General features: G+C 66.2%; 14 protein-coding genes. 8 read left to right on the top strand and 6 right to left on the bottom strand.

The window, feature by feature from the left end:
• Positions 1 to 159 precede the first annotated feature (159 nt).
• Positions 160 to 657 carry a low molecular weight protein-tyrosine-phosphatase gene (locus tag OKA11_RS05855; RefSeq protein ID WP_267219277.1) on the top strand — a complete coding sequence of 166 codons (498 nt, stop codon included), beginning with the start codon at positions 160 to 162 and terminating at the stop codon, positions 655 to 657.
• Here the strand turns inward: OKA11_RS05855 and OKA11_RS05850 are convergent.
• The gene (locus OKA11_RS05850) at positions 643 to 1,230 is read right to left on the bottom strand and encodes a GNAT family N-acetyltransferase (RefSeq protein WP_267219276.1); all 588 of its coding nucleotides are present in this window, start codon (positions 1,228 to 1,230) and stop codon (positions 643 to 645) included. The two genes, OKA11_RS05855 and OKA11_RS05850, sit on opposite strands and share 15 nt — an antisense overlap.
• Before the next feature lie 278 nt (positions 1,231 to 1,508).
• Here OKA11_RS05850 and purC point away from each other — a divergent pair, with 278 nt between their 5' ends.
• Together purC and OKA11_RS05840 are read left to right on the top strand one after the other, a co-directional pair.
• Positions 1,509 to 2,291: a phosphoribosylaminoimidazolesuccinocarboxamide synthase gene (gene purC, locus OKA11_RS05845; protein ID WP_142634577.1), complete on the top strand. Its 783-nt coding sequence runs from the start codon at positions 1,509 to 1,511 to the stop codon at positions 2,289 to 2,291.
• Between the two features lie 137 nt (positions 2,292 to 2,428).
• The gene (locus OKA11_RS05840; RefSeq protein WP_267219275.1) at positions 2,429 to 5,290 is read left to right on the top strand and encodes a M16 family metallopeptidase; all 2,862 of its coding nucleotides are present in this window, start codon (positions 2,429 to 2,431) and stop codon (positions 5,288 to 5,290) included.
• A gap of 43 nt (positions 5,291 to 5,333) precedes the next feature.
• Here OKA11_RS05840 and OKA11_RS05835 read toward each other — a convergent pair whose 3' ends face one another.
• Both OKA11_RS05835 and OKA11_RS05830 read right to left on the bottom strand, forming a co-directional pair.
• Complete coding sequence (locus OKA11_RS05835) at positions 5,334 to 6,212, bottom strand: isocitrate lyase/PEP mutase family protein (RefSeq protein WP_267219274.1); 879 nt, start codon at positions 6,210 to 6,212, stop codon at positions 5,334 to 5,336.
• Between the two features lie 209 nt (positions 6,213 to 6,421).
• Positions 6,422 to 8,818: a TonB-dependent receptor gene (locus OKA11_RS05830; protein WP_267219273.1), complete on the bottom strand. Its 2,397-nt coding sequence runs from the start codon at positions 8,816 to 8,818 to the stop codon at positions 6,422 to 6,424.
• 227 nt (positions 8,819 to 9,045) lie between these two features.
• Between OKA11_RS05830 and OKA11_RS05825 the strand changes: the two genes are divergently transcribed.
• Entirely contained in the window at positions 9,046 to 9,732 is a 687-nt protein-coding gene (locus OKA11_RS05825; RefSeq protein ID WP_267219272.1) for a response regulator transcription factor, read from the top strand.
• 4 nt (positions 9,733 to 9,736) lie between these two features.
• Here OKA11_RS05825 and OKA11_RS05820 read toward each other — a convergent pair whose 3' ends face one another.
• Positions 9,737 to 10,420, bottom strand: a complete 684-nt coding sequence (locus OKA11_RS05820; protein WP_267219271.1) for an HAD hydrolase-like protein — start codon at positions 10,418 to 10,420, stop codon at positions 9,737 to 9,739.
• A gap of 59 nt (positions 10,421 to 10,479) precedes the next feature.
• On the opposite strand from OKA11_RS05820, the gene glmU reads away from it, so the two are divergent.
• Complete coding sequence (gene glmU / locus OKA11_RS05815; RefSeq protein WP_267219270.1) at positions 10,480 to 11,856, top strand: bifunctional UDP-N-acetylglucosamine diphosphorylase/glucosamine-1-phosphate N-acetyltransferase GlmU; 1,377 nt, start codon at positions 10,480 to 10,482, stop codon at positions 11,854 to 11,856.
• Positions 11,857 to 12,002: 146 nt separating this feature from the next.
• Here the strand turns inward: glmU and OKA11_RS05810 are convergent, their stop codons facing one another.
• Positions 12,003 to 12,710, bottom strand: a complete 708-nt coding sequence (locus tag OKA11_RS05810; protein ID WP_267219269.1) for a diguanylate cyclase — start codon at positions 12,708 to 12,710, stop codon at positions 12,003 to 12,005.
• Between the two features lie 166 nt (positions 12,711 to 12,876).
• Between OKA11_RS05810 and OKA11_RS05805 the strand changes: the two genes are divergently transcribed.
• The 3 genes from OKA11_RS05805 to OKA11_RS05795 all read left to right on the top strand — a co-directional run bounded on the left by OKA11_RS05805 (position 12,877) and on the right by OKA11_RS05795 (position 18,107).
• Entirely contained in the window at positions 12,877 to 13,725 is an 849-nt protein-coding gene (locus OKA11_RS05805; protein ID WP_267219268.1) for an AIM24 family protein, read from the top strand.
• 132 nt (positions 13,726 to 13,857) lie between these two features.
• Complete coding sequence (gene glmS / locus OKA11_RS05800; protein ID WP_267219266.1) at positions 13,858 to 15,681, top strand: glutamine--fructose-6-phosphate transaminase (isomerizing); 1,824 nt, start codon at positions 13,858 to 13,860, stop codon at positions 15,679 to 15,681.
• Between the two features lie 62 nt (positions 15,682 to 15,743).
• Positions 15,744 to 18,107 (top strand): putative bifunctional diguanylate cyclase/phosphodiesterase, encoded by a 2,364-nt coding sequence (locus OKA11_RS05795; protein ID WP_379489417.1) that lies wholly within the window; start codon positions 15,744 to 15,746, stop codon positions 18,105 to 18,107.
• Positions 18,108 to 18,131: 24 nt separating this feature from the next.
• Here the strand turns inward: OKA11_RS05795 and OKA11_RS05790 are convergent, their stop codons facing one another.
• Entirely contained in the window at positions 18,132 to 19,352 is a 1,221-nt protein-coding gene (locus tag OKA11_RS05790; protein WP_267219264.1) for an NAD(P)/FAD-dependent oxidoreductase, read from the bottom strand.
• Positions 19,353 to 19,511 lie beyond the last annotated feature (159 nt).

The raw sequence follows: 19,511 nt of genomic DNA, 5'->3' as shown, positions 1-19,511 counted from the left end.
AACGCCAAATTAACCTTGTCGAGCAGCCTGCAGAAAGCGCCACATCACCTTGAAAACAAACGATACATCACCGAAACCGCCCGTCCCTTGCGGATGGCGCTGGCAACCGGGATCGCCTTGGCGGTTGAGACCGGCAGGCCTCGCGGCTAATCCGAAAGAATGAGCCAGACCGACAGCCCCGCCAGCCGGCCCGCCATCCTCTTCGTCTGCCTCGGCAATATCTGCCGCTCGCCGCTCGCCGAGGCGGCCCTGCGCCACGAAGCGGCCCGCGCCGGGTTCGATGTCCTGGTCGATTCCGCGGGGACCGGCTCGTGGCACATCGGCAATGCCCCCGATCCGCGCGCCCGCGCCGAGGCGCTGCGCCACGGCATCGACATCTCGTCCTACCAGGCCCGCCAGGTCGGGGCCGACGACTTCGACCGGTTCGACCTGATCGTGGCGATGGACAACAGCAACCTCGGCAACTTGCGCCGGCTCGCCCCCTCGCGCCCTGGCGGGGCGCGGGCCAGCCTTTCGCTGATGCTGGACCATGTGCCGGGCATGGCGGGCCGCGATGTCGAGGATCCCTACTTCGGCGGCCCGGAAGGGTTTGTCACCACCTGGGAGCAAGTGACGGCCGGTGCCAGAGGCCTGATCGCGGCGCTACAGAAGGCGTGACCAGTAGCGCAGCGTCTTGGCGGATTCCGCCGCGTCGCGGTGGTCCTTCCACGAAAGCGTGCAGGTAAGCCCGTCCAGCGGCGCGTAGCCGCGCTTGCGCCAGAACCCATCGAGCGGGCTGTAGGCCGCGGGCCGGTCGGGATGACCGGCTTCGCGGACCACCGATGCAAAAACGGCGATCCGTGCCCCCGCCTTGCGCGCCTGCGCTTCGCGCTGGTCGAAGAAGGCGTGCCCCACCCCCTGCCCGCGCCATTCGCCCAGCAGCACCGATTCGCCGAAGTAGAACGCCTCGGATACGTCGATTCCATGCATCTCGACAGGACCGCGCAAGGCCTGCTCCTGCGCGGCCAGCGGCGACGCGGTTGCCGCGCCGACGATCCGGTCGCCCTCGCAGGCCGCCACCAGGACCCCGCCGGGTGCCTTCACGAAAGCACCGAGATAGTCGCGTTCGTAGGCAGGATCGCCGTCGTAGAGATAGGGCCACTCGGCAAAGACCGTCATGCGCAGGCGCGCAAGATCGTCTATGGCCGAGAGAATTTCGGCTCCGGTCAGCGTGCGTATGGTCAAAGTCATGGCAATGTCCGTCGAGGGTCCGTGCAGGGTCCGTGCACGTGACGGCCGCGAACCGTCTGGAAACACGGGATAGAAGCGGCGCGCAGCGCTCGCAATACCGGCGCGCACCCTTCACCGCCAGCCGCGCGTGCCCCACGCCGCCGACCGGATGACGCAAGCCGGTTTGCTTTTGCCCCCCATTGAATTATATGCGCGCTCGAACGCCCCGGCCGAGCTGTCGCCTAGCGACGCCCCCGCGCCGGGGCTTGCTCTTTTTATCCATTCAAGGACGAACACGCATGTCCCGTCGCCGCCAGATCTACGAGGGCAAGGCCAAGATCCTCTACGAGGGCCCCGAACCCGGCACCCTGATCCAGTACTTCAAGGACGATGCCACTGCGTTCAACGCGCAGAAGAAGGGCACGATCCAGGGCAAGGGCGTGATCAACAACCGCATCAGCGAGTACGTGTTCACGCGCCTCAACCACATCGGCGTGCCCAACCACTTCATCCGCCGCCTCAACATGCGCGAGCAGCTGGTCCGCCAGGTCGAGATCATCCCGATCGAGGTCGTGGTGCGCAACGTGGCTGCCGGCTCGATCTCCAAGCGCCTCGGCATCCCCGAGGGCGAGATGCTGCCGCACACGCTGATCGAATACTACTTCAAGGACGACGCGCTGGGCGATCCGCTGGTCGCCGAAGAGCACATCGCCTGCTTCGGCTGGGCCACCAACGAGGAGATGCAGGACATCTCATCGATGGCGATCCGCGTGAACGACTTCATGTGCGGCATGTTCGCAGCGATCGACATCCGCCTCGTCGACTTCAAGCTCGAATTCGGCCGTATCTGGGACGGCGACTACAGCCGCGTGATCCTAGCCGACGAAATCAGCCCCGACGGCTGCCGCCTGTGGGACATGCACACCGGCGAGAAGCTGGATAAGGACCGCTTCCGCCGCGATCTCGGCGGTGAGGAAGAGGCCTACCAGGAAGTTGCCCGCCGCCTCGGCCTGCTGCAGGACGACAATGGCCCGAGCGAAGTGCTCGACCTGTCGAAGCATCGCAAGCTGCGCGGCAAGTAAGGCATCGCCCGAAGGCATGCAAAGGCCCGGCCACCGCAAGGTGTGCCGGGCCTTTTCGCGTCTTAGCTTGCGAAAGCGGCCTAAATTCGCACAACTCACCTCTTGTTATCAGCATCTTGCTCAGGCACTGGCGCTACATGCGAACGATTCTCATTACCGCCCTCCTCCTTGGCGCCGCCATCCCTGCCATTTCCTCTCCGGCCACGGCGCGCCAAGCCGTTGCCGCGCCGCGTGCCGAAGATAGCAGCTGGGCCTTCGAGAAGAGCGACATCCCGGTCGACCCCGACTATCGCTTCGGACGCCTGCCCAACGGCATGCGCTATGTGATCCGCCACAATGCGACCCCCGCCGGCACCGCCGTCGTGCGCATGGAGATCGCCGCCGGCTCGCTTGACGAAACCGATGCCGAACAGGGCTTCGCGCACTTCCTCGAACACATGGCCTTCAACGGCTCGACCCACGTCCCCGAAGGCCAGATGGTGCCGCTGCTGGAGCGTGAGGGGCTGGCCTTCGGCGCCGACACCAATGCCTCGACCACCTTCGAGCGCACCGTCTACAAGCTCGACCTGCCGCGCGCCGACCAGCACCTGCTGGATACCGCACTGATGCTGATGCGCGAGACCGCCAGCGAGCTGACCATCGCCCAGGCTGCGGTCGAGCGCGAACGCGGCGTGATCTTCTCGGAAATGCGCGACCGCAACAGCTACGGCTACCGCAACAGCGTGGCCTCCGCCGGGTTCTTCTACCCGGCCTCGCGCTATGTCCGCCGTTTCCCGATCGGCACGACGCAAACCCTGAACGCCGCCAGCGCCGCATCGCTGCGCGCCTTCTACGAACGCGAATACGTGCCTGCCCATGCCACGCTGGTGGTGATCGGCGATTTCGACGCGGACGCCGTGGAAGCCGCCATCCGCAGCCGCTTCACCGACTGGGCACCGCGCCCCGCCGAAGCGCAGCCCGATGCCGGTCCGGTCGATCCCAAGGACAAGGACCGCACCGCGATCTGGATCGACCCCGCGCTGTCCGAGCGGCTGGTGATCCAGCGCAGCGGCAAGTGGCTGGATGAGCCCGACACGATCGCCCAGCGGCAGGAAAACCTGCTGCGCTCGGTCGGCTACGACATCGTCAACCGGCGTCTCCAGCGCCTCTCCCGCAGTGCCGAACCGCCGTTCCGCGGCGCCGGTTTCGGGACCGGCGACGTGTTCGAGGCCGCTCGCTCCACCCGCCTCATCATCGACAGCGTGGACGGGAAATGGGCCGATGGCCTTGCCGCGGCGACCCGCGAATACCGCCGCGCCCTCGCGGGCGGCTTCACCGATGCGGAAGTGGCCGAGCAGCTCGCCCAGCTGCGCACCGCCCTGACCAATGCCGCCGGCTCGGCAAATACCCGCAGCAATGCCGCTCTTGCCGCCGCCGCGCTCTCGCTGGTCGAGGACCGTCAGGTTCCCTCGACACCGCAAGGCGCGCTGGACCGCTTCACCTCTTTCGCCCCGCAGATCACCCCCGCCGCCGTGCTGGCGGCGATGAAGCGCGAGGCCCTCGCGCTCGACAAGCCGCTGATCCGCTTCGAGGGCCGCACTGCCCCGACAGGCGGCGAAAAGGCCCTGCGCCAGGCCTGGCGGCAGGCCATGCACGCGCCGCTCCCCGCCGAGCAGGCCGCCGCCACGGCGCAGTTCGCCTACACCGACTTCGGTACCCCCGGCACGGTCGTTTCGGACAAGCTCGATCCGCTTTACGGCATCCGCGAGGTGCGTTTCGCCAATGGCGTGATGCTCAACCTCAAGCACACCGACATCACCAGGGACCGCATCGCCGTCAGCCTGGCGATCGACGGCGGCGACATGCTCGACACCCGCGCCAATCCGCATGCGACCGACATGGTGCCCTACATGGACGAAGGCGGCCTCGGGAAGCACAGCCGCGACGAGCTCGACACGATCATGGCCGGGCATACCCTGGGCTTCGGGCTCGGCAAGGGCGAGGCCAGTTTCGCGGCACAAGCCGGAACGACCCCGCGCGACCTCGAATTGCAGCTGCAACTGCTCACCGCGCTGATCACCGATCCCGGTTACCGGGCGGAAGGCGAAGTGCAGTACCGCCAGCAGATCAACAACGCCTTCGCCAGCCTGCGCGCGACGCCGGGTTCGGCGATGCAGGCCGATCTCGGCACCATCGTTTCCGACAATGACCCCCGCTTCAGCCTGGGCAAGCTGGAAGACTACCGCCAGCTCACGTATGCCAAGCTGAAGGCCGATATCGGCGACCGGCTGGCGCACGGCGCCATCGAGGTCGGCATCGTCGGCGATGTCGACGAGGACAAGGCGATTGCCGATGTCGCCGCCACGCTGGGCGCCCTGCCCGCGCGCGAAACCGCCTTCCGCGATTACGCCGACCAGCCGCCGCGCACGTTCACTGCGAACCGCAAGCCGCGCGTGATCCGCCACACCGGCCCGGCCGATCAGGCGCTGCTGCGCGTGACCTGGCCGACGCGCGACGATGCCGATGCGATCGAGACGCTCAAGCTGCAACTGCTCGAACGGGTGGTGCGCATCGAACTGACCGACAGCCTGCGCGAAGCGCTCGGCAAGGCCTATTCGCCTTCGGCCGGTGCCGCGCTGTCGCGCCGCTGGAAGGGCTATGGCACTTTCGCCGTGACCGCCTCGGTAGACGTTGCCGACGTGCCCGCCGCACGCAAGGCGATTGCCGAAGTGATGGCGCAGCTGCGCAAGGCGCCAGTGAGCGACGACGTGCTGCAACGCGCACGCCAGCCGCTGCTCGAAGCCTTCCAGAACGCACTCAAGAGCAATGCCGGCTGGATGGCGCTGGTCGACCGCGCCCAGACCGAAGCGGACCGCATCGAACGCTTCAAGCTGGCACACGACCGCCTTCAGGCACTCACCGCCGCCGACGTGGAAGCCGAGGCCCGGCGCTATCTCGATCCCGCGCAGGGCCTCGAAGTGCTGGCCCTGCCGGAGGGTGTCGCCCAGCCGGCGCAGTGACGCATGTCCGGGCCGGGGGAGACGGTCCCCCGGCTCGTCACGTTCAGCGGGCGTGATTGGGCCGGGTCGGCCGTCCGGTGCGCTCGGCCCAGTCGGCGATGAGATCGTCGTAGAGCGCTTGATCGATCAGGTCGTACTTTTCCGGGAAGTTGGCGAAGGCGCTCATCGCGCTCTTGACCGAACCCGTCTCCATCAGTTCCCGCGCCATGGCGAGATGGCCGACCGCCGCCGAGACCCAGCCCCATGCCGTCGACAGCGTGAAGGCGGTATCCGGCAGGTTGAACCCGAGCGTGCAGACCGGGATCTTCATATGCGGGATCACCTCGGCCTGCTGCGCGGGCGGTGCGCTGGCGAAGACGATGGCGTCGGCTCCCGCCTCGGCATAGGCATGGCCGCGCCGGATCGCCGCTTCCACCGAGCCCGAACCGCCGCCGCCATTGGCGCTGGTGTAGAGTTCGTCGCATCGCGCGATGATGACCAGCCCGGAATCGCCCCGCGCCTTGACGCCCGCCTCGATCCGCAATTGCATGTCCTCGATCGAACAGAGCCCGTTGTCGTGCTTGGAATGCTTGGGGTTCACCTCGTCCTCGACATGATACCCGGCGATCCCGGCAGCGGCGTAGCGGCGAGTGAAGTGATAGGCATCGGCCACCGTCTCGCCCAGCGTATCGGCATCGACGATCAGCGGAATGTCGATGGCCTGCGCGATCCGCGCCGACTGCTCGATCATCTCGACTTGCGAGAAGATCCCGTTGTCCGGCACCGCGTAGTGAAATGCCGAGCAGGCATGACCGCCAAGATAGGCCGCCTGGAAGCCGACTTTCTGGACGATCCGCCCGGTCAGCGCCGAATAGGCTTCGGCGGCGACGAAATGCTCGCCGCTCTCGATCAGCGCACGCAGCTTTTCACCCGGTGTCGGCATCGTCGTCTCCCTCGGCGCCGCTCCAGCGGACGTCTTTCCAGGAGAATGGCTGGCAGACACGCGCCGCAGCGGCAAGCACCTGCCGGATCGCCCCGGCGTTCAACGCCGCAAAAAATTCGCGGCACGGCCGAAGCCGCGCCGCGTGAAGGCTGTTGCAGGGATTTGGGCCGGCAGCGTCCGGGATTGGCAGCTGCCGGCCGGGGACAGGATCAGAAGCGGACGGTGCCTTCGACGCCGATCGTGCGCGGCGGGTTGAAGTTGCCGTAAGCGCCCAGCGTGTTCTGGTTCGCATAGGAGAGACGGTAGATGTGCGTCTCGTTGAACAGGTTGCGGCTCCAGACCGAGACGGTCAGCTTGGTGCCGTTTTCGCTCATCGGAATATCGGCCAGCGCGATGCGGCCGTTGACGATGAAGCTGCTCTGCGCCTTCACGTTCTCGTCTTCGAAGCTGTACTGGCGGCCCGCATAGGCGGCATCGAGGTGGAACTGGACGCTCTCGTCGCGGCTGCCCACCGGGATGCTGTAGTCGATGAAGCCCGATGCGGCGTTGCGCGGCGTATAGACGATGAAGACGTTCTGGTAGACCGAGGTCGTGGCGGTGCTGAGGAACGGGTTCAGCGTCTTGGGCACCTTGGTGTAGGTATAGGCGTAAGATGCCCCCAGCGACAGGTTGTCGGTCGGGTGGATGTTCAGTTCGGCCTCTACGCCGCGGATCTTGGTGGTGCCCGGCGCGTTGATCGTTTCCTGCGTGTGCAGGTTGAAGTAGGGGTTGGTCGGGTCGGTGTTGACGTTGTCGAAGTCCACCTGGGTACCGTCGCGGTCCATGATGTAGCCGGCCAGGTTCAGGCGAACCTTGCGGTCGAGGAACATCATCTTGGCGCCGACTTCATACGACTTCACCGTTTCCGGGCCGAAGGCATCGAACGTCTGCGAACGGTCGTTCGCACCGCCGGCGCGGTAGCCGGTCGAGTACTTGGCGTAGAAGTTCAGGTCCTGCGTGGCGTCATAGGCGAGCGTGACCATCGGGTCGACGCGGTCCTTGCGGTAATGGAAGTCGTAATCGACCACCTTGCCGTTGACCATGTCCAGCGTGCCGTCGCGCTTGTCGTGGGTGTAGCGCGCGCCGACCGTCAGGTGCAGCTGATCGAGCATCGGCGGGGTATAGGTGGCCTGCGCGAAGGCGGCGAGGCTTTCCGCCTTGGCATGGCTGTCGCGCTGCAGGAACAGCGAGTCGTCCGACCAGCCCTGGTTGCTCGACGAGACCGTACCGGTGACGTTCTGGCTGAGCGTCGTGTAGCCGGTGCCATCGGCATTCCACTGGTTCGAGCTGGGCGTCGCGGCGTTCTCGCTGGCGTGCTCGTTGTAGTAGTAACCGCCGGCCACGAAATCGAGGTTGGGCAGGCTGCCGACCAGCTGCAGTTCCTGGCTGAACTGGTGCTGGTCGAGGAACGAGAGCGAATAGCGGCTGAACTTGGCGTTCGGCAGGAACACGGTGCGGTGCGCGCCGCCCGAGTTGTCGTACTGGTCGGTATCGACCTGACGCCACGCGGTGATCGAGCGCAGGGTCAGATCCGAGTTCAGATCGTAGCTGAGGTTGCCCATCACGCCCTGCGTGCGGTCGGTGCTGACCTGCTGGGGAACGCCGATGTCGGCGGTCTTCATGCGCTTGTCGCCGCTGACCTGCACCAGCGGGGAAAGCGGGGCGATGGTGCCGCTCGGCAGCTTGCCGCCGTTGGCCGCGATCTGCGCCAGCGTGGCGACCGGCAGGTTGTTCGGGTTGTAGTTGATCAGCTGGCTGTACATCGGCGTGTTGTCGTCACGCGACTTGTCGAACGAGATGTTCGCCGTGAAGCCGTCCACCGGCTTCCACTGGGCCTGGATACGGCCGCCGACGCGGTCGTAGTAGTTCCAGCCGACCTGGCCTGCCGCCGGGTTCTTCACCGTGGCGTCCTGATGCTGGTAGACGCCGTCCACCTTGATCGAGATGTTGTTGAATTCGGGCAGGTCGATGTGGGCCTCGCCGGTGCGCTGGCCATAGTTGCCGATTCCCGCTTCCACGCGGCCGCCGAACTCGCCGGTGGGCGCCTTGGTCACGATCGACAGCGCGCCGCCTTCGGTGTTGCGGCCGAACAGCGTGCCTTGCGGGCCGCGCAGGACTTCGATGCGCTGCACGTCGAACAGCGCGGCGTTGAGGCCCTGCTGCCGGCCGAGGTAGACGCCGTCGAGATAGACGCCAACGCCCTGGTCGCGCGCGGTCTGGTTGGCGTCGAACGGCACGATGCCGCGAATGCCGACAGTAAGGGCCGACTGGCGCGCCTCGAAGGTGGCGACGCGCAGCGAAGGCACGGTGCCGCTGGCAAGGTCGATCAGGCTCTGGACGTGCTGCTTTTCAAGATCGGCGCTGCCGATGACGGCGATGGCGATCGGCGTCTTCTGCAGGTCGGTCTCGCGCTTGGTGGCGGTGACGATGATCGGAGCCCCTTCACCGCTCTCGGCGGCGGCAGCTTCGGGAGCAGCAGCGGCGTCGGCTGCGAACGCGGCAACCGGCATCTGCGCCAGCGCGACGATGCTGCAAGTGGCCGCCAGACGGATGGCGTGGCGAATCATGTAAAACTCCCTGAATCTCTCGATTTGCCCTCGCGCACTCAGGCCGCGAGGACCGCCACCGGGGCGGCAGGGAGGCTGACTAGGCATGGCCTTGGTCAGAACCGTGTTGGTTTCTTGTATTTTTCTTGACCGGATTGTGACGCTGCAAACATGACAAATTTGACACGTGTGTGGCGGCAACCTCGGGCTTATGGGACCTGATCATTTCCATCGAATTGCAGGATGCAATGATCAAATCCGGCGACATCGTGCTGACTTCGGGCGACCTCACCCACGTCGGCGCCATCCGCGACAACTTCCTCACCTTCGAGGCGGAAGTGGCCGACGCAAGCGATCTGTGCGCACGTGCGCTGCGAGGGCCGACCTGGGTCTTCGTCGACTGGCTGCTGCCCGAAATGTCGGGATTGCAGCTTTGCGGGCTGCTGCGCGATCGTATCAACGATCACCCGCTCCACATCACCATGGTGCTGCCCGAACCGGACCCGCGCGCACAGGCGCGCGCGCTGGAAGCGGGCGCGGACGACTACCTGATCGGCCCGCTTTCGCCCAAGGCGCTGGTGCAGCGCCTGCGCATCTACCAGCCGGTTTCGGCCGCGCGCAAGGAAGTGCCGGCAATCCAGATCGGCGAACTGGTGATCCAGCCCGATTCGCACCTGACGCGCTACAAGGGCCTGGTGGTGCCGCTGCAATCGAACGAACAGCGCCTGCTCAACCACTTCGCGCGCAATCCCAACCGGGTCTTCACCCGCGGCGAACTGATCGGCGTGCTGGGCAAGAGCGTCGAGGTTTGTGACGAGCGCACCGTCGATTCGTGGGTCAGCCGCCTGCGCCGCAAGCTGCGCACGATGCAGGTGCCGCATCTCCCCCGGACCGTGCGCTCGTTCGGCTACGTCTTCGACAACATGGAAGCCTGACGGGTCAGAGCCGTTCCAGCACCGGGATGAGTTCGTCGAAATGGTCGATCACCGCCGTCGCGCCGAGGTCTTGCGGAGCCCGGTCATTGAAACCGAAACTGACCGCAACGCACGGGATTCCCGCAGCGGCGGCAGCGCCGGTATCGTAGGTGGTATCGCCGACGAAAGCCGCCCGGATCGGTCGCTCGCCCCCTCCAGCGCGCTCCAGCATCAGTTCGATCAGGTCCGGCTTGGGCTTGGCGCGGCCGGGGCCGAGGGTATCGCCGCCGATCACGGTGAAGAAGCGGTCGGTCAGGCCCAGTTCGGCGAAGATCTCCACCGCCAGCCGCTCCAGCTTGTTGGTGACCACCGCCACTTTCACGCCGCGCGCGGCCAGCCCGTCGAGCATCGCCTCGCCGCCGGGATAGAACTGCGTGGTGTTGGCGATATTGTCCGCATAGAAATCGAGCAGCGCGGCATGGAGTTCGCCCAGCCGCTCGTCCGAAACCCCGCCGCCGGTGACTTCGAGGCCCTTGGCGAGCATCTTTTTCGCACCGCCGCCGACAAGATCGCGCACCGCGTCCACGGCGATGGCTGGCCGCCCCTCGAGCGCAAGCGCATGATTGAGCGCCACGGCGAGATCGCCGAGCGTATCGAGAAGGGTGCCGTCAAGATCGAAGCCGACTACGTCGAAAGGGAACTGCGTCATCCCCTCTTCAGTGCCTCCCCGAAGTAGAAACCGCAACAATTTGCTGGCAAGTGATGAACATGGTCGAAAATTCCAATCCGCTCGCAATCGTCGTCCTCGCCGCCGGCAAGGGCACCCGCATGAAGAGCGACCTGCACAAGGTCCTTCATCCCATCGCCGGTCGGCCGATGCTGGAACATCTGCTGCAAAGCGCCGCCGCGCTTGCCCCGCAGCGGCAGGTGGTGGTGGCCGGGCATGGCCGCGAACAGCTTGAAAAGGCCCTCGGCAGCCGCGCGGTCATCGCCGTGCAGGAGCCGCAACTGGGCACCGGCCATGCGGTGCAGCAGGCCGAAGCCGCGCTCGCCGGCTTTTCGGGCGATGTGCTGATTCTCTACGGCGACGTGCCTTTCGTCAGCACCGCGACGATGCGCGCGATGATCGACCGGCTCCATGCCCCCGACGCACCGGCCGTGGTGGTGCTGGGCTTCGAGCCGGAAGACCCGCTGCAATATGGCCGCGTGCTGGCCCATGACGATGGGCGCATCGCCATGATGGTCGAATACAAGGACGCCACCGAGGAACAGCGCGCCTGCCGCCTGTGCAATTCGGGCCTGATGGCGGTGAAGTCGGCCGACCTGTTCGGCCTGCTATCCCGCGTCGGCAACGACAATGCGCAAGGGGAATATTACCTTGTCGACATCGTCAACGTGGCGACGCTGGACGGTCGCACCTGCGCCGTGATCGTCACCCAGGATCCGCACGAAGTGGGCGGCATCAACAGCCGCGGCGAACTGGCCGAGGCGGAAGGCCGCTGGCAGGCCCGCCGCCGCGCGCAGGCCATGGCCGATGGCGTCTCGCTGATCGCGCCCGAAACCGTGTTCTTCGCCTGGGACACGCAGCTTGGCCGCGACGTCACCGTTGAGCCCAACGTGGTCTTCGGCCCCGGCGTTTCGGTCGCGGACGGAGTGACCATCCACGCCTTCTCGCACCTCGAAGGCGCCACGATCGAAACCGGCGTGAGTGTCGGCCCTTATGCCCGCCTGCGCCCCGGCGCGCTGCTGCGCAAGGGTTCCAAGGTCGGCAACTTCGTCGAGATCAAGAACGCGGAACTGGGCGAAGGTGCCAAGGCCAACCACCTCACGTACGTCGGCGATGCCACGGTCGGCGCCCGGGCCAACCTCGGCGCGGGCACGATCACCTGCAACTATGACGGCTACTTCAAGTACCGCACCGTCATCGGCGAAGGTGCCTTCATCGGCTCCAACAGCGCGCTGGTCGCACCGGTGAAGATCGGCGCCGACGCCATCGTCGCCGCGGGCAGCACGGTGACGCGCGACGTGGGTGACGGCGAGCTTCGCCTCGTGCGCGGCGAACAGCTGGTCAAGCCCGGCTGGGCCGACCGCTTCCACGACGCGATGAAGAAGAAAAAGGCCGAAAAGGCCGCCGAAGCCAAGTAAATACCAACTTGCGGTGAGCCTGGCTCATCGCAAGTTGGTTAAGCCCTGCGCGGCGCCTGAGCGTTCCAGGCTGCTGATGCCTCCGCATCACGGCAGCTTGGTACAAGACGGCGGAGGGCGGCTTGCGCCGCCCTCCGCCCTTGAGTTCAGGAGCCGATGGCCTGACGCTGGGCGATGAAGTCCAGCTCGGTTTTTGCCGCAGCATTGCCCGCATCATAGGCAAGCGACTGCGAGAACATCGTCTTCGCCTCGTCCAGGCGGCCAAGCTCGATCAGGTTGAAACCCATGCCGCGCAGCGCGCGGGCAGCGATCCCGGCATCCGGCCCCTTGGTATCCTTGTCCACCACCGACCAGGCGCGCGCGAACAGGTCGTAGCTTTCCTGGAACTGGCGGCGAGACTTGAAAAGCTCGGCATATTCGTTGGCATAATGCGCATTGTCCGGCGCCAGTTCGGTGGCACGGCGCAGTTCCGCCTCGGCCAGATCGCCCCGACCAAGATCGACCAGCGCAAATCCCTTGCCGAAATGCGCGTCACACACCGCGCCGCTCACCATCACCGCATTGCCTGGCGCTGCATGACCGGCTGCCTTTTCCGACAGGCACAGACGCGGACGCGCATCGCCCGTCAGCCCCTGCTCATTGGCGGAAATCACCGAATCGAACAGCTTCACCGCCTTGCCGGGCTTGCCCGCCCGGATCATGTCGAAACCACGGCTGACCATGCCGACGTATTCGGCGTGGGCAGCGCTGCTGATCAGCGCAATCGGCGTAGCTTCGCCGGCGGTTGCAAGACCCGGAATCGCCAGAGCGGCGACGGAAACCAGCAACGAAACCGACTTCATCATGAAGTTCATCGGCACAGTCCTCTCCCGATCGGACCTTCGTGCGCCAGTCTGTGCCGGGCTGTTTCATCGAATGGTCTTCGTCGAAGTTCCTAAAGTATCCGACGAGTGCGGTTTGACAAGATGTTTCGCCGCACCCAGATCACGGCAAACCTTATTTCAACATTCGGAGTTTTTCATGCCCACCAGCCCCTGGAGCCACAGCCGTAGCGCCTCCGTGGCCGACGATGTCGACTTCGAGATCAAGGGGCAGGAGCTCCAATTCGTTGAAATCGAACTGGATCCCGGCGAAAGCGCGGTCGCCGAAGCAGGCGCGATGGTGTGGAAGGACGCCCCGATCACGATGTCCACGGTGTTCGGCGACGGGTCGGAACAGCAGGGCAGCGGCTTCATGGGCAAGCTGCTCGGCGCCGGCAAGCGACTCGTGACCGGGGAGAGCCTGTTCACCACCGTCTTCACGCACGAAGGTCGCGGCAAGGCCCGAGTCGCGTTCGCGGCGCCGATTCCCGGCTCGATCGTGCCGATCAAGCTGGACCAGATCGGCGGCCGCCTGATCTGCCAGAAGGACGCCTTCCTCTGCGCCGCGCGCGGGGTGTCGATCGGCATCCACTTCCAGCAGAAGATCATGACCGGCCTGTTCGGCGGCGAGGGCTTCGTCATGCAGCGGCTCGACGGCGACGGCTGGGTCTTCGTGCAGATGGGCGGCACCGTGATCGAACGCACGCTGGAGCCGGGTGAGGAACTGCATATCGACACCGGCTGCGTCGCCGCCTTCACCTCGGGCATCGATTTCGACGTGATCCGCGCAGGCTCGGTCAAGTCGATGATCTTCGGCGGCGAAGGCGTGTTCTTCGCCCGCCTTCGCGGACCTGGCAAAGTCTGGATCCAGTCGCTGCCGTTCTCGCGCCTGGCCGGGCGGATGATGGCGGCGGCGATGCCCTATGGCGGCCAGAATCGCGGCGAAAGCACCCTGCTCGGCCTCGGTGCGCTGGGCGGCCTTGCGGGGATGATCGACGGAGACGATTGAGGCCCTGCCTCCCGATCAAAATTCCCGCGGCTTTGCACACATTACCAAGCCTTCATGGTGGCGCCACCAAACGCCAACGATTATCGGCGTAAGGGCAAGGCAGTCTCGTCTCGAACAAGGTACTTCAAGCGCATGTGTGGAATCATCGGCATCGTCGGCAAGGAACAGGTCGCGGATCGGCTCGTCGACGGCCTTCGGCGCATGGAATATCGCGGCTATGACAGCGCCGGCGTCTGCACGGTCGAGAACGGCCAGCTGGTCCGTCGCCGTGCGCAGGGCAAGCTGATCAACCTTGTCAACGAACTGGCCCGCGATCCCGCGCCGGGCCTGATCGGCATCGCCCATACCCGCTGGGCCACCCACGGCGCGCCCACCGCCGCCAACGCCCACCCCCATGCGACCGAGCACCTCGCGCTCGTCCACAACGGCATCATCGAGAACTTCCGCCCGCTTCGCGAAGCCCTCGAATCGCGCGGCCGCACGTTCGAGAGCCAGACCGACACCGAAGTGGTCGCCCATCTCGTGTCCGAACAGGTCGAGGCCGGCCTTTCGCCGGAAGAGGCGGTGAAGGTCGTGCTTCCCCAGCTTCGCGGCGCTTTCGCGCTTGCCATTGCTTTCCGCCAGCACCCCGACCTCCTGATCGGCGCCCGCCTCGGCTCGCCGCTGGTCGTGGGCTACGGCGAGGGCGAGACCTATCTCGGCTCGGACGCGCTGGCCCTCGCGCCGCTGACGCAGCGCATTTCCTACCTCGAGGAAGGCGACTGGGTGGTCATCACCCGCCAGGGCGCACGGATCTTCGATGCCGACAACAACCCGGTGGAACGCGAGATCGTCTCCTCCGGCGCCTCGGCGGTCGCCATCGAGAAGGGCAATTACCGCCACTTCATGCAGAAGGAGATCTTCGAGCAGCCGACCGTGGTGGCGCAGACCCTGCGCAGCTACATCCACCAGGTGGACCAGTCGGTCGCCCTGCCGCAGATCGATTTCGACCTTTCGGCGATCAAGCGCATCACCATCGTCGCCTGCGGCACCAGCTTCTACGCGGGCATGGTCGCGAAATACTGGATCGAGACGTTCGCCCGCCTGCCGGTCGACATCGATGTTGCGTCCGAATTCCGCTACCGCGATCCGGTGCTGGAGCCGGGCGGTCTTGCCCTGTTCATCTCGCAATCGGGCGAGACCGCGGACACGCTGGCCGCGCTCAAGCACTGCAAGGCCGCCGGGCAGACCATCGCCGTCGTCGTCAACGTGCCCACCAGCACGATGGCGCGCGAGGCGGACCTGCTGCTGCCGACCCACGCGGGTCCCGAAATCGGCGTCGCTTCCACCAAGGCCTTCACCTGCCAGCTGGCAGTACTCGCCGCATTGGCCGCGCATCTTGCCGTCAAGCGCGGGCGCATGGACCGAGAGGAAGAGAACGAGGTTGTCCAGCACCTGCTGCAGACCCCGGCCAGCCTCAACGCCGCACTCGCCTTCGACGAAGAGATCGCGGCAATGGCGCATCTTATCGCCCCTGCCCGCGACGTGCTCTATCTCGGGCGCGGGCCGGACTATCCGCTGGCCCTGGAAGGCGCGCTGAAGCTCAAGGAAATCAGCTACATCCACGCCGAAGGTTATGCCTCGGGCGAGATGAAGCATGGCCCCATCGCGCTGATCGACGAAGCCGTGCCGGTGATCGTCCTCGCCCCTTCCGGCCCGCTGTTCGAAAAGACCGTCAGCAACATGCAGGAAGTGCGCGCGCGCGGCGGCAAGGTGGTGCTGATCTCCGACGCCGAAGGCATTGCCGAGGCGGGCGAAGGCTGCATCGCCACGATCGAGATGCCGCGCGTCCACCCGCTGATCGCGCCGCTGGTCTATGCCGTGCCGGTGCAGCTTCTGGCCTATCACGTCGCCTGCGTGAAGGGCACCGACGTCGATCAGCCCCGCAACCTCGCCAAGAGCGTGACCGTCGAGTAGTTTCCTGCCGGGCCCCGCGCCCTTTTACCTCATAATAACCCTTCGGCCGCTATCCCGACTACGTGGAAAAACGGTCGCAATCACCTCAAGCTCTCCCGAAGGAGCTGCCCGTCCTTGCCGTGCTCGGTTTTACCGAGCCGGCAGAGGGTGACTGGGCGCACCTTCGCGGTCTCCAGTATTCCTGCCTCGCCCGCGCGAAGGCGGTGCGCATGGCAACGCAAGTGGCGGCCATCATCGCCGCCATCGCGGTGCTGCTGCGTCACCTTCCCCCTCTCGCCATTGCGGGCTGGGCTGCGTGCGCCTTTGCCGTGCTCTGGTGGGGCGTACGCAACGAGCGCCAGTTCGCCGATTCCGAACGGCGGCGCCTGTCCCGCGCCGAAATTCGCAGCCATGCCGTGACAGTGATTGCCCGCGCGGTGATCTGGGCCATCCCGGTCTGCGCTTTCGGGCCCTTCGTCGACCAGCAGGTCCAGGTCAAACTCTGGACCGTCGTCGCCATGCTGATGACCGCCTGCGCGGTCCTGGTGCCCGGCGTACCGCTGGGCACGCTGATCTTCACCGGCATCGTCGGCGGCTCGACGATCGCCTACTTCATCGTCCTTGGCACTTATGACATGGCACTGGTCGGCTTGGCCTTCGTGGGCGTCATCATTGCCGGGGCCGTGGAAAGCGCCCGCCAGTACCTTTCGACCAAGGTTGCCGAAGCCGGCATGCACGAGCGTGACGAGGTCGTCTCGATGCTGCTGCGCGAGTTCGAGGAGGGCGAGGCCGACTGGCTCTGGCAGATCGACACCGCCCGCCGCGTGCGCGCCGTGTCCCCCCGCTTCGCCTTTGCACTGGGCCGCGATGCCTCCGAGATCGAAGGCGTCCCTTTCATCCAGCTGATCGCCGGTTCCGCCTGGGATAGCGGCCAGTTCCCGCCCAGCCTGCATGAGCTTGCCGAACGCCTCAAGCGCCGCGAGAGCTTCTCGAACGTGCTGGTGCGCGTCTCGATCGACGGCCAACCGCGCTGGTGGGAGCTTTCGGGCACTCCCAAGATCAGCGACAACGGCCAGTTCGACGGCTTCCGCGGCGTCGGCTCGGACGTCACCGAAGCGCGCGAGAATTCCGACAAGATCGCCTGGCTCGCCCGCTACGATACGCTGACCGGCCTGCCCAACCGCCTGATGCTGACCGAGGCCCTGGGCGACGCGCTGGTCTATGCCGAACAGTGGCGCACCCGCTGCGCCTTCCTGATGATCGACCTCGACCGGTTCAAGGCCGTCAACGATACCCTCGGCCACCTCGTCGGCGACCAGCTGCTCGCCCGCGTGTCCGAGCGGCTCAAGAGCCAGATGACCGACAGCGAACTGTGCGGCCGCCTCGGCGGCGACGAATTCGCCATCGTCATCCGCGATGCTTCGGATCTCGAACATGTGAACCGCGTGGCGCAGCGGGTGATCCACTCCCTGTCGCAGCCCTACCACGTGGACCATCACACGCTTTACGTCGGGGCCTCGGTCGGCTCCGCGATCGGCCCGCGCGACGGGCAGACGGTCGAGACGCTGATGCGCAACGCCGACCTTGCCCTCTACCGTTCGAAGGACGGCGGCGGCAACGCCCATTACACCTACGAGCCCGCGCTTCACGCCCATGCCGAAGAGCGCCGCCAGCTCGAATTCTCGCTGCGCGCGGCGCTCCAGCGCGAGGAATTCACGCTCAATTACCAGCCCGTGGTCGATGCCCATAGCGAAGGCGTGCTCTCGTTCGAGGCACTGCTGCGCTGGAACAGCAAGGAACACGGTTTCGTCAGCCCGGCAAAGTTCATCCCGCTGGCCGAGGACACCCGCCTGATCGTCCCGATCGGCGAATGGGTGCTCAAGGAAGCCTGCCGCGAGGCGATGAACTGGCCCGAGCATGTGCGCGTGGCGGTCAACGTCTCGGGCGAACAGCTGCTCGACCACAACTTCGCGCCGAGCGTCGTCGCTGCCCTGACCCAGAGCGGGCTCTCCGCATCGCGCCTCGAACTGGAAGTGACCGAAAGCATCTTCCTGCGCGATGCCACCCTTGCCCGTTCGGCGCTGGAACAAGTCATGGCGCTGGGCTGCAAGATCGCGCTCGACGACTTCGGCACCGGCTATTCCTCGCTCGGCTACCTGCGCAAGCTGCGCTTCTCGACCATCAAGGTCGACCGCTCCTTCGTGCAGGGCGCCGCAACCGGAAATGCCGAAAGCCTCGCGATCATCCGCGCCGTCGTCGCGATGGCGGACAGCCTCGACATGTCGACCACGGCGGAAGGCGCGGAGACCGAGAAGGAAGTCGAAATGATCCGCCAGCTCGGTTGCCGCAAGATCCAGGGCTACTATTTCGGCCGCCCGATGTCGGCGCGCGACGCCCTCGGGCTGTTCCGCAACCGCAGTTTCGTACACGACCAGTCGGCGGCCTGAACGGCCGCCGACCGGCGGATCCCCTCACCCAAAACGCGCGATGTCGAAGGGCGCCAGTTCCGCCACCGGCTCCCCGCCCGCCATCGCCGCAGCCATGAGCCGGGCCGTGATCGGCGCCAGCGTCAGGCCGAGATGCTGGTGCCCGAAGGCATAATGCAGGTTGTCGACGCGGCGCGAGCGGCCGATCGCGGGCAGGTAGTCCGGCAGCGTCGGGCGGCAGCCCATCCAACGCCGGAACGGCCCCGCGATCGGCAGTCCCAGTTCGCGCACATGGCGTTCGAGACGCTCCCACTTGCGGGGATCGGCAGGCGCGTCGGGATCACCCAGTTCGACGAAGCTCGCCGCCTGCACGCAGTCGCGGTAGCGCGTGACGATCATCGAGCGTTCCTCGAAAACCACGGGAGGCAAGTCCGCCGCCCAACCTGAAGCATCCGCGCGCACGTGATAGCCGCGCTCGGCAATGATCGGCACCTTGTGACCGGCCGCTTCCATGAGGCCGCGCGAACGCACGCCGGCGCAGATCAGGATCGTATCGGAGTCTATGCCCGGCAGCACGGCCTTGCCGCCCTGCACATGCAGCTCCGCGTGGCGCTCGGCGATCACCCCGCCGCGCTGCACGAACGCCGCGCGCAGCGCCTTGCGGAGATCGCCGAGGTCGGCAATCTGGCCGCTGCCGGTAAAACGCACCGCCCCCGCCGCCGGCTGGGCGCCCAGACCATCCAGCACCGCACGCTCGGCCTCGCTGACATCCTGGACACGCGCAGCCCCGGTATCCGCGCTTTCCCAGGCCTTGCGCCCGGAAATCGCAGCCTGTTCACCGTGCCAGACGATGAAATGGCCATCCTCGCGCAGCAGATCCGGCGCGCCGATGGCATCGGCCATGGTTCGCCAGGCCGGCATCGCCCCTTCCATCAGCGGACGCAGCGCCGCGCAGCCCTTGCGGAACTGCGCCGGGCGCGATGCAGCCAGCAAGCGCAGTCCGAACGGCAACCAGCGGCCGATCGCGGAAGGCGGAAACGCCAGCGCGCCGCCCCGCCAGAACAGTCTGCCCGGCAGGCTGCGCACGGCTTCCATCGAGGCCAGCGGCTCCACCTGTTCGACGGCGATATGGCCGGCATTGCCCCACGATGCCGCCGCGCCTGCGGGATCGTCGTCGACCACGGTAACCGCATGCCCTGCGTCCAGCAGCGCGATGCCCGTGCAAAGCCCCACGACCCCGCCGCCGACGATTGCTGTACGCGCCACAAAAACTCCGTTGCATTGCTTCGATTAGATCGTATACCATATATAGTCAGCACGATCTCCAGGCAAGGTTTTCCAACCGCATGTCCACCGTTTCCGCCTTTCCGACTGCAAGCCGGGCGCCACACATGGCAATGGCTGGCGTCGCATTGCGGAAATGTA

Source organism: Novosphingobium clariflavum, from assembly GCF_026420865.1.
Lineage (GTDB): Bacteria > Pseudomonadota > Alphaproteobacteria > Sphingomonadales > Sphingomonadaceae > Novosphingobium > Novosphingobium clariflavum.
This window is presented reverse-complemented; position numbering and strand designations above follow the sequence as displayed.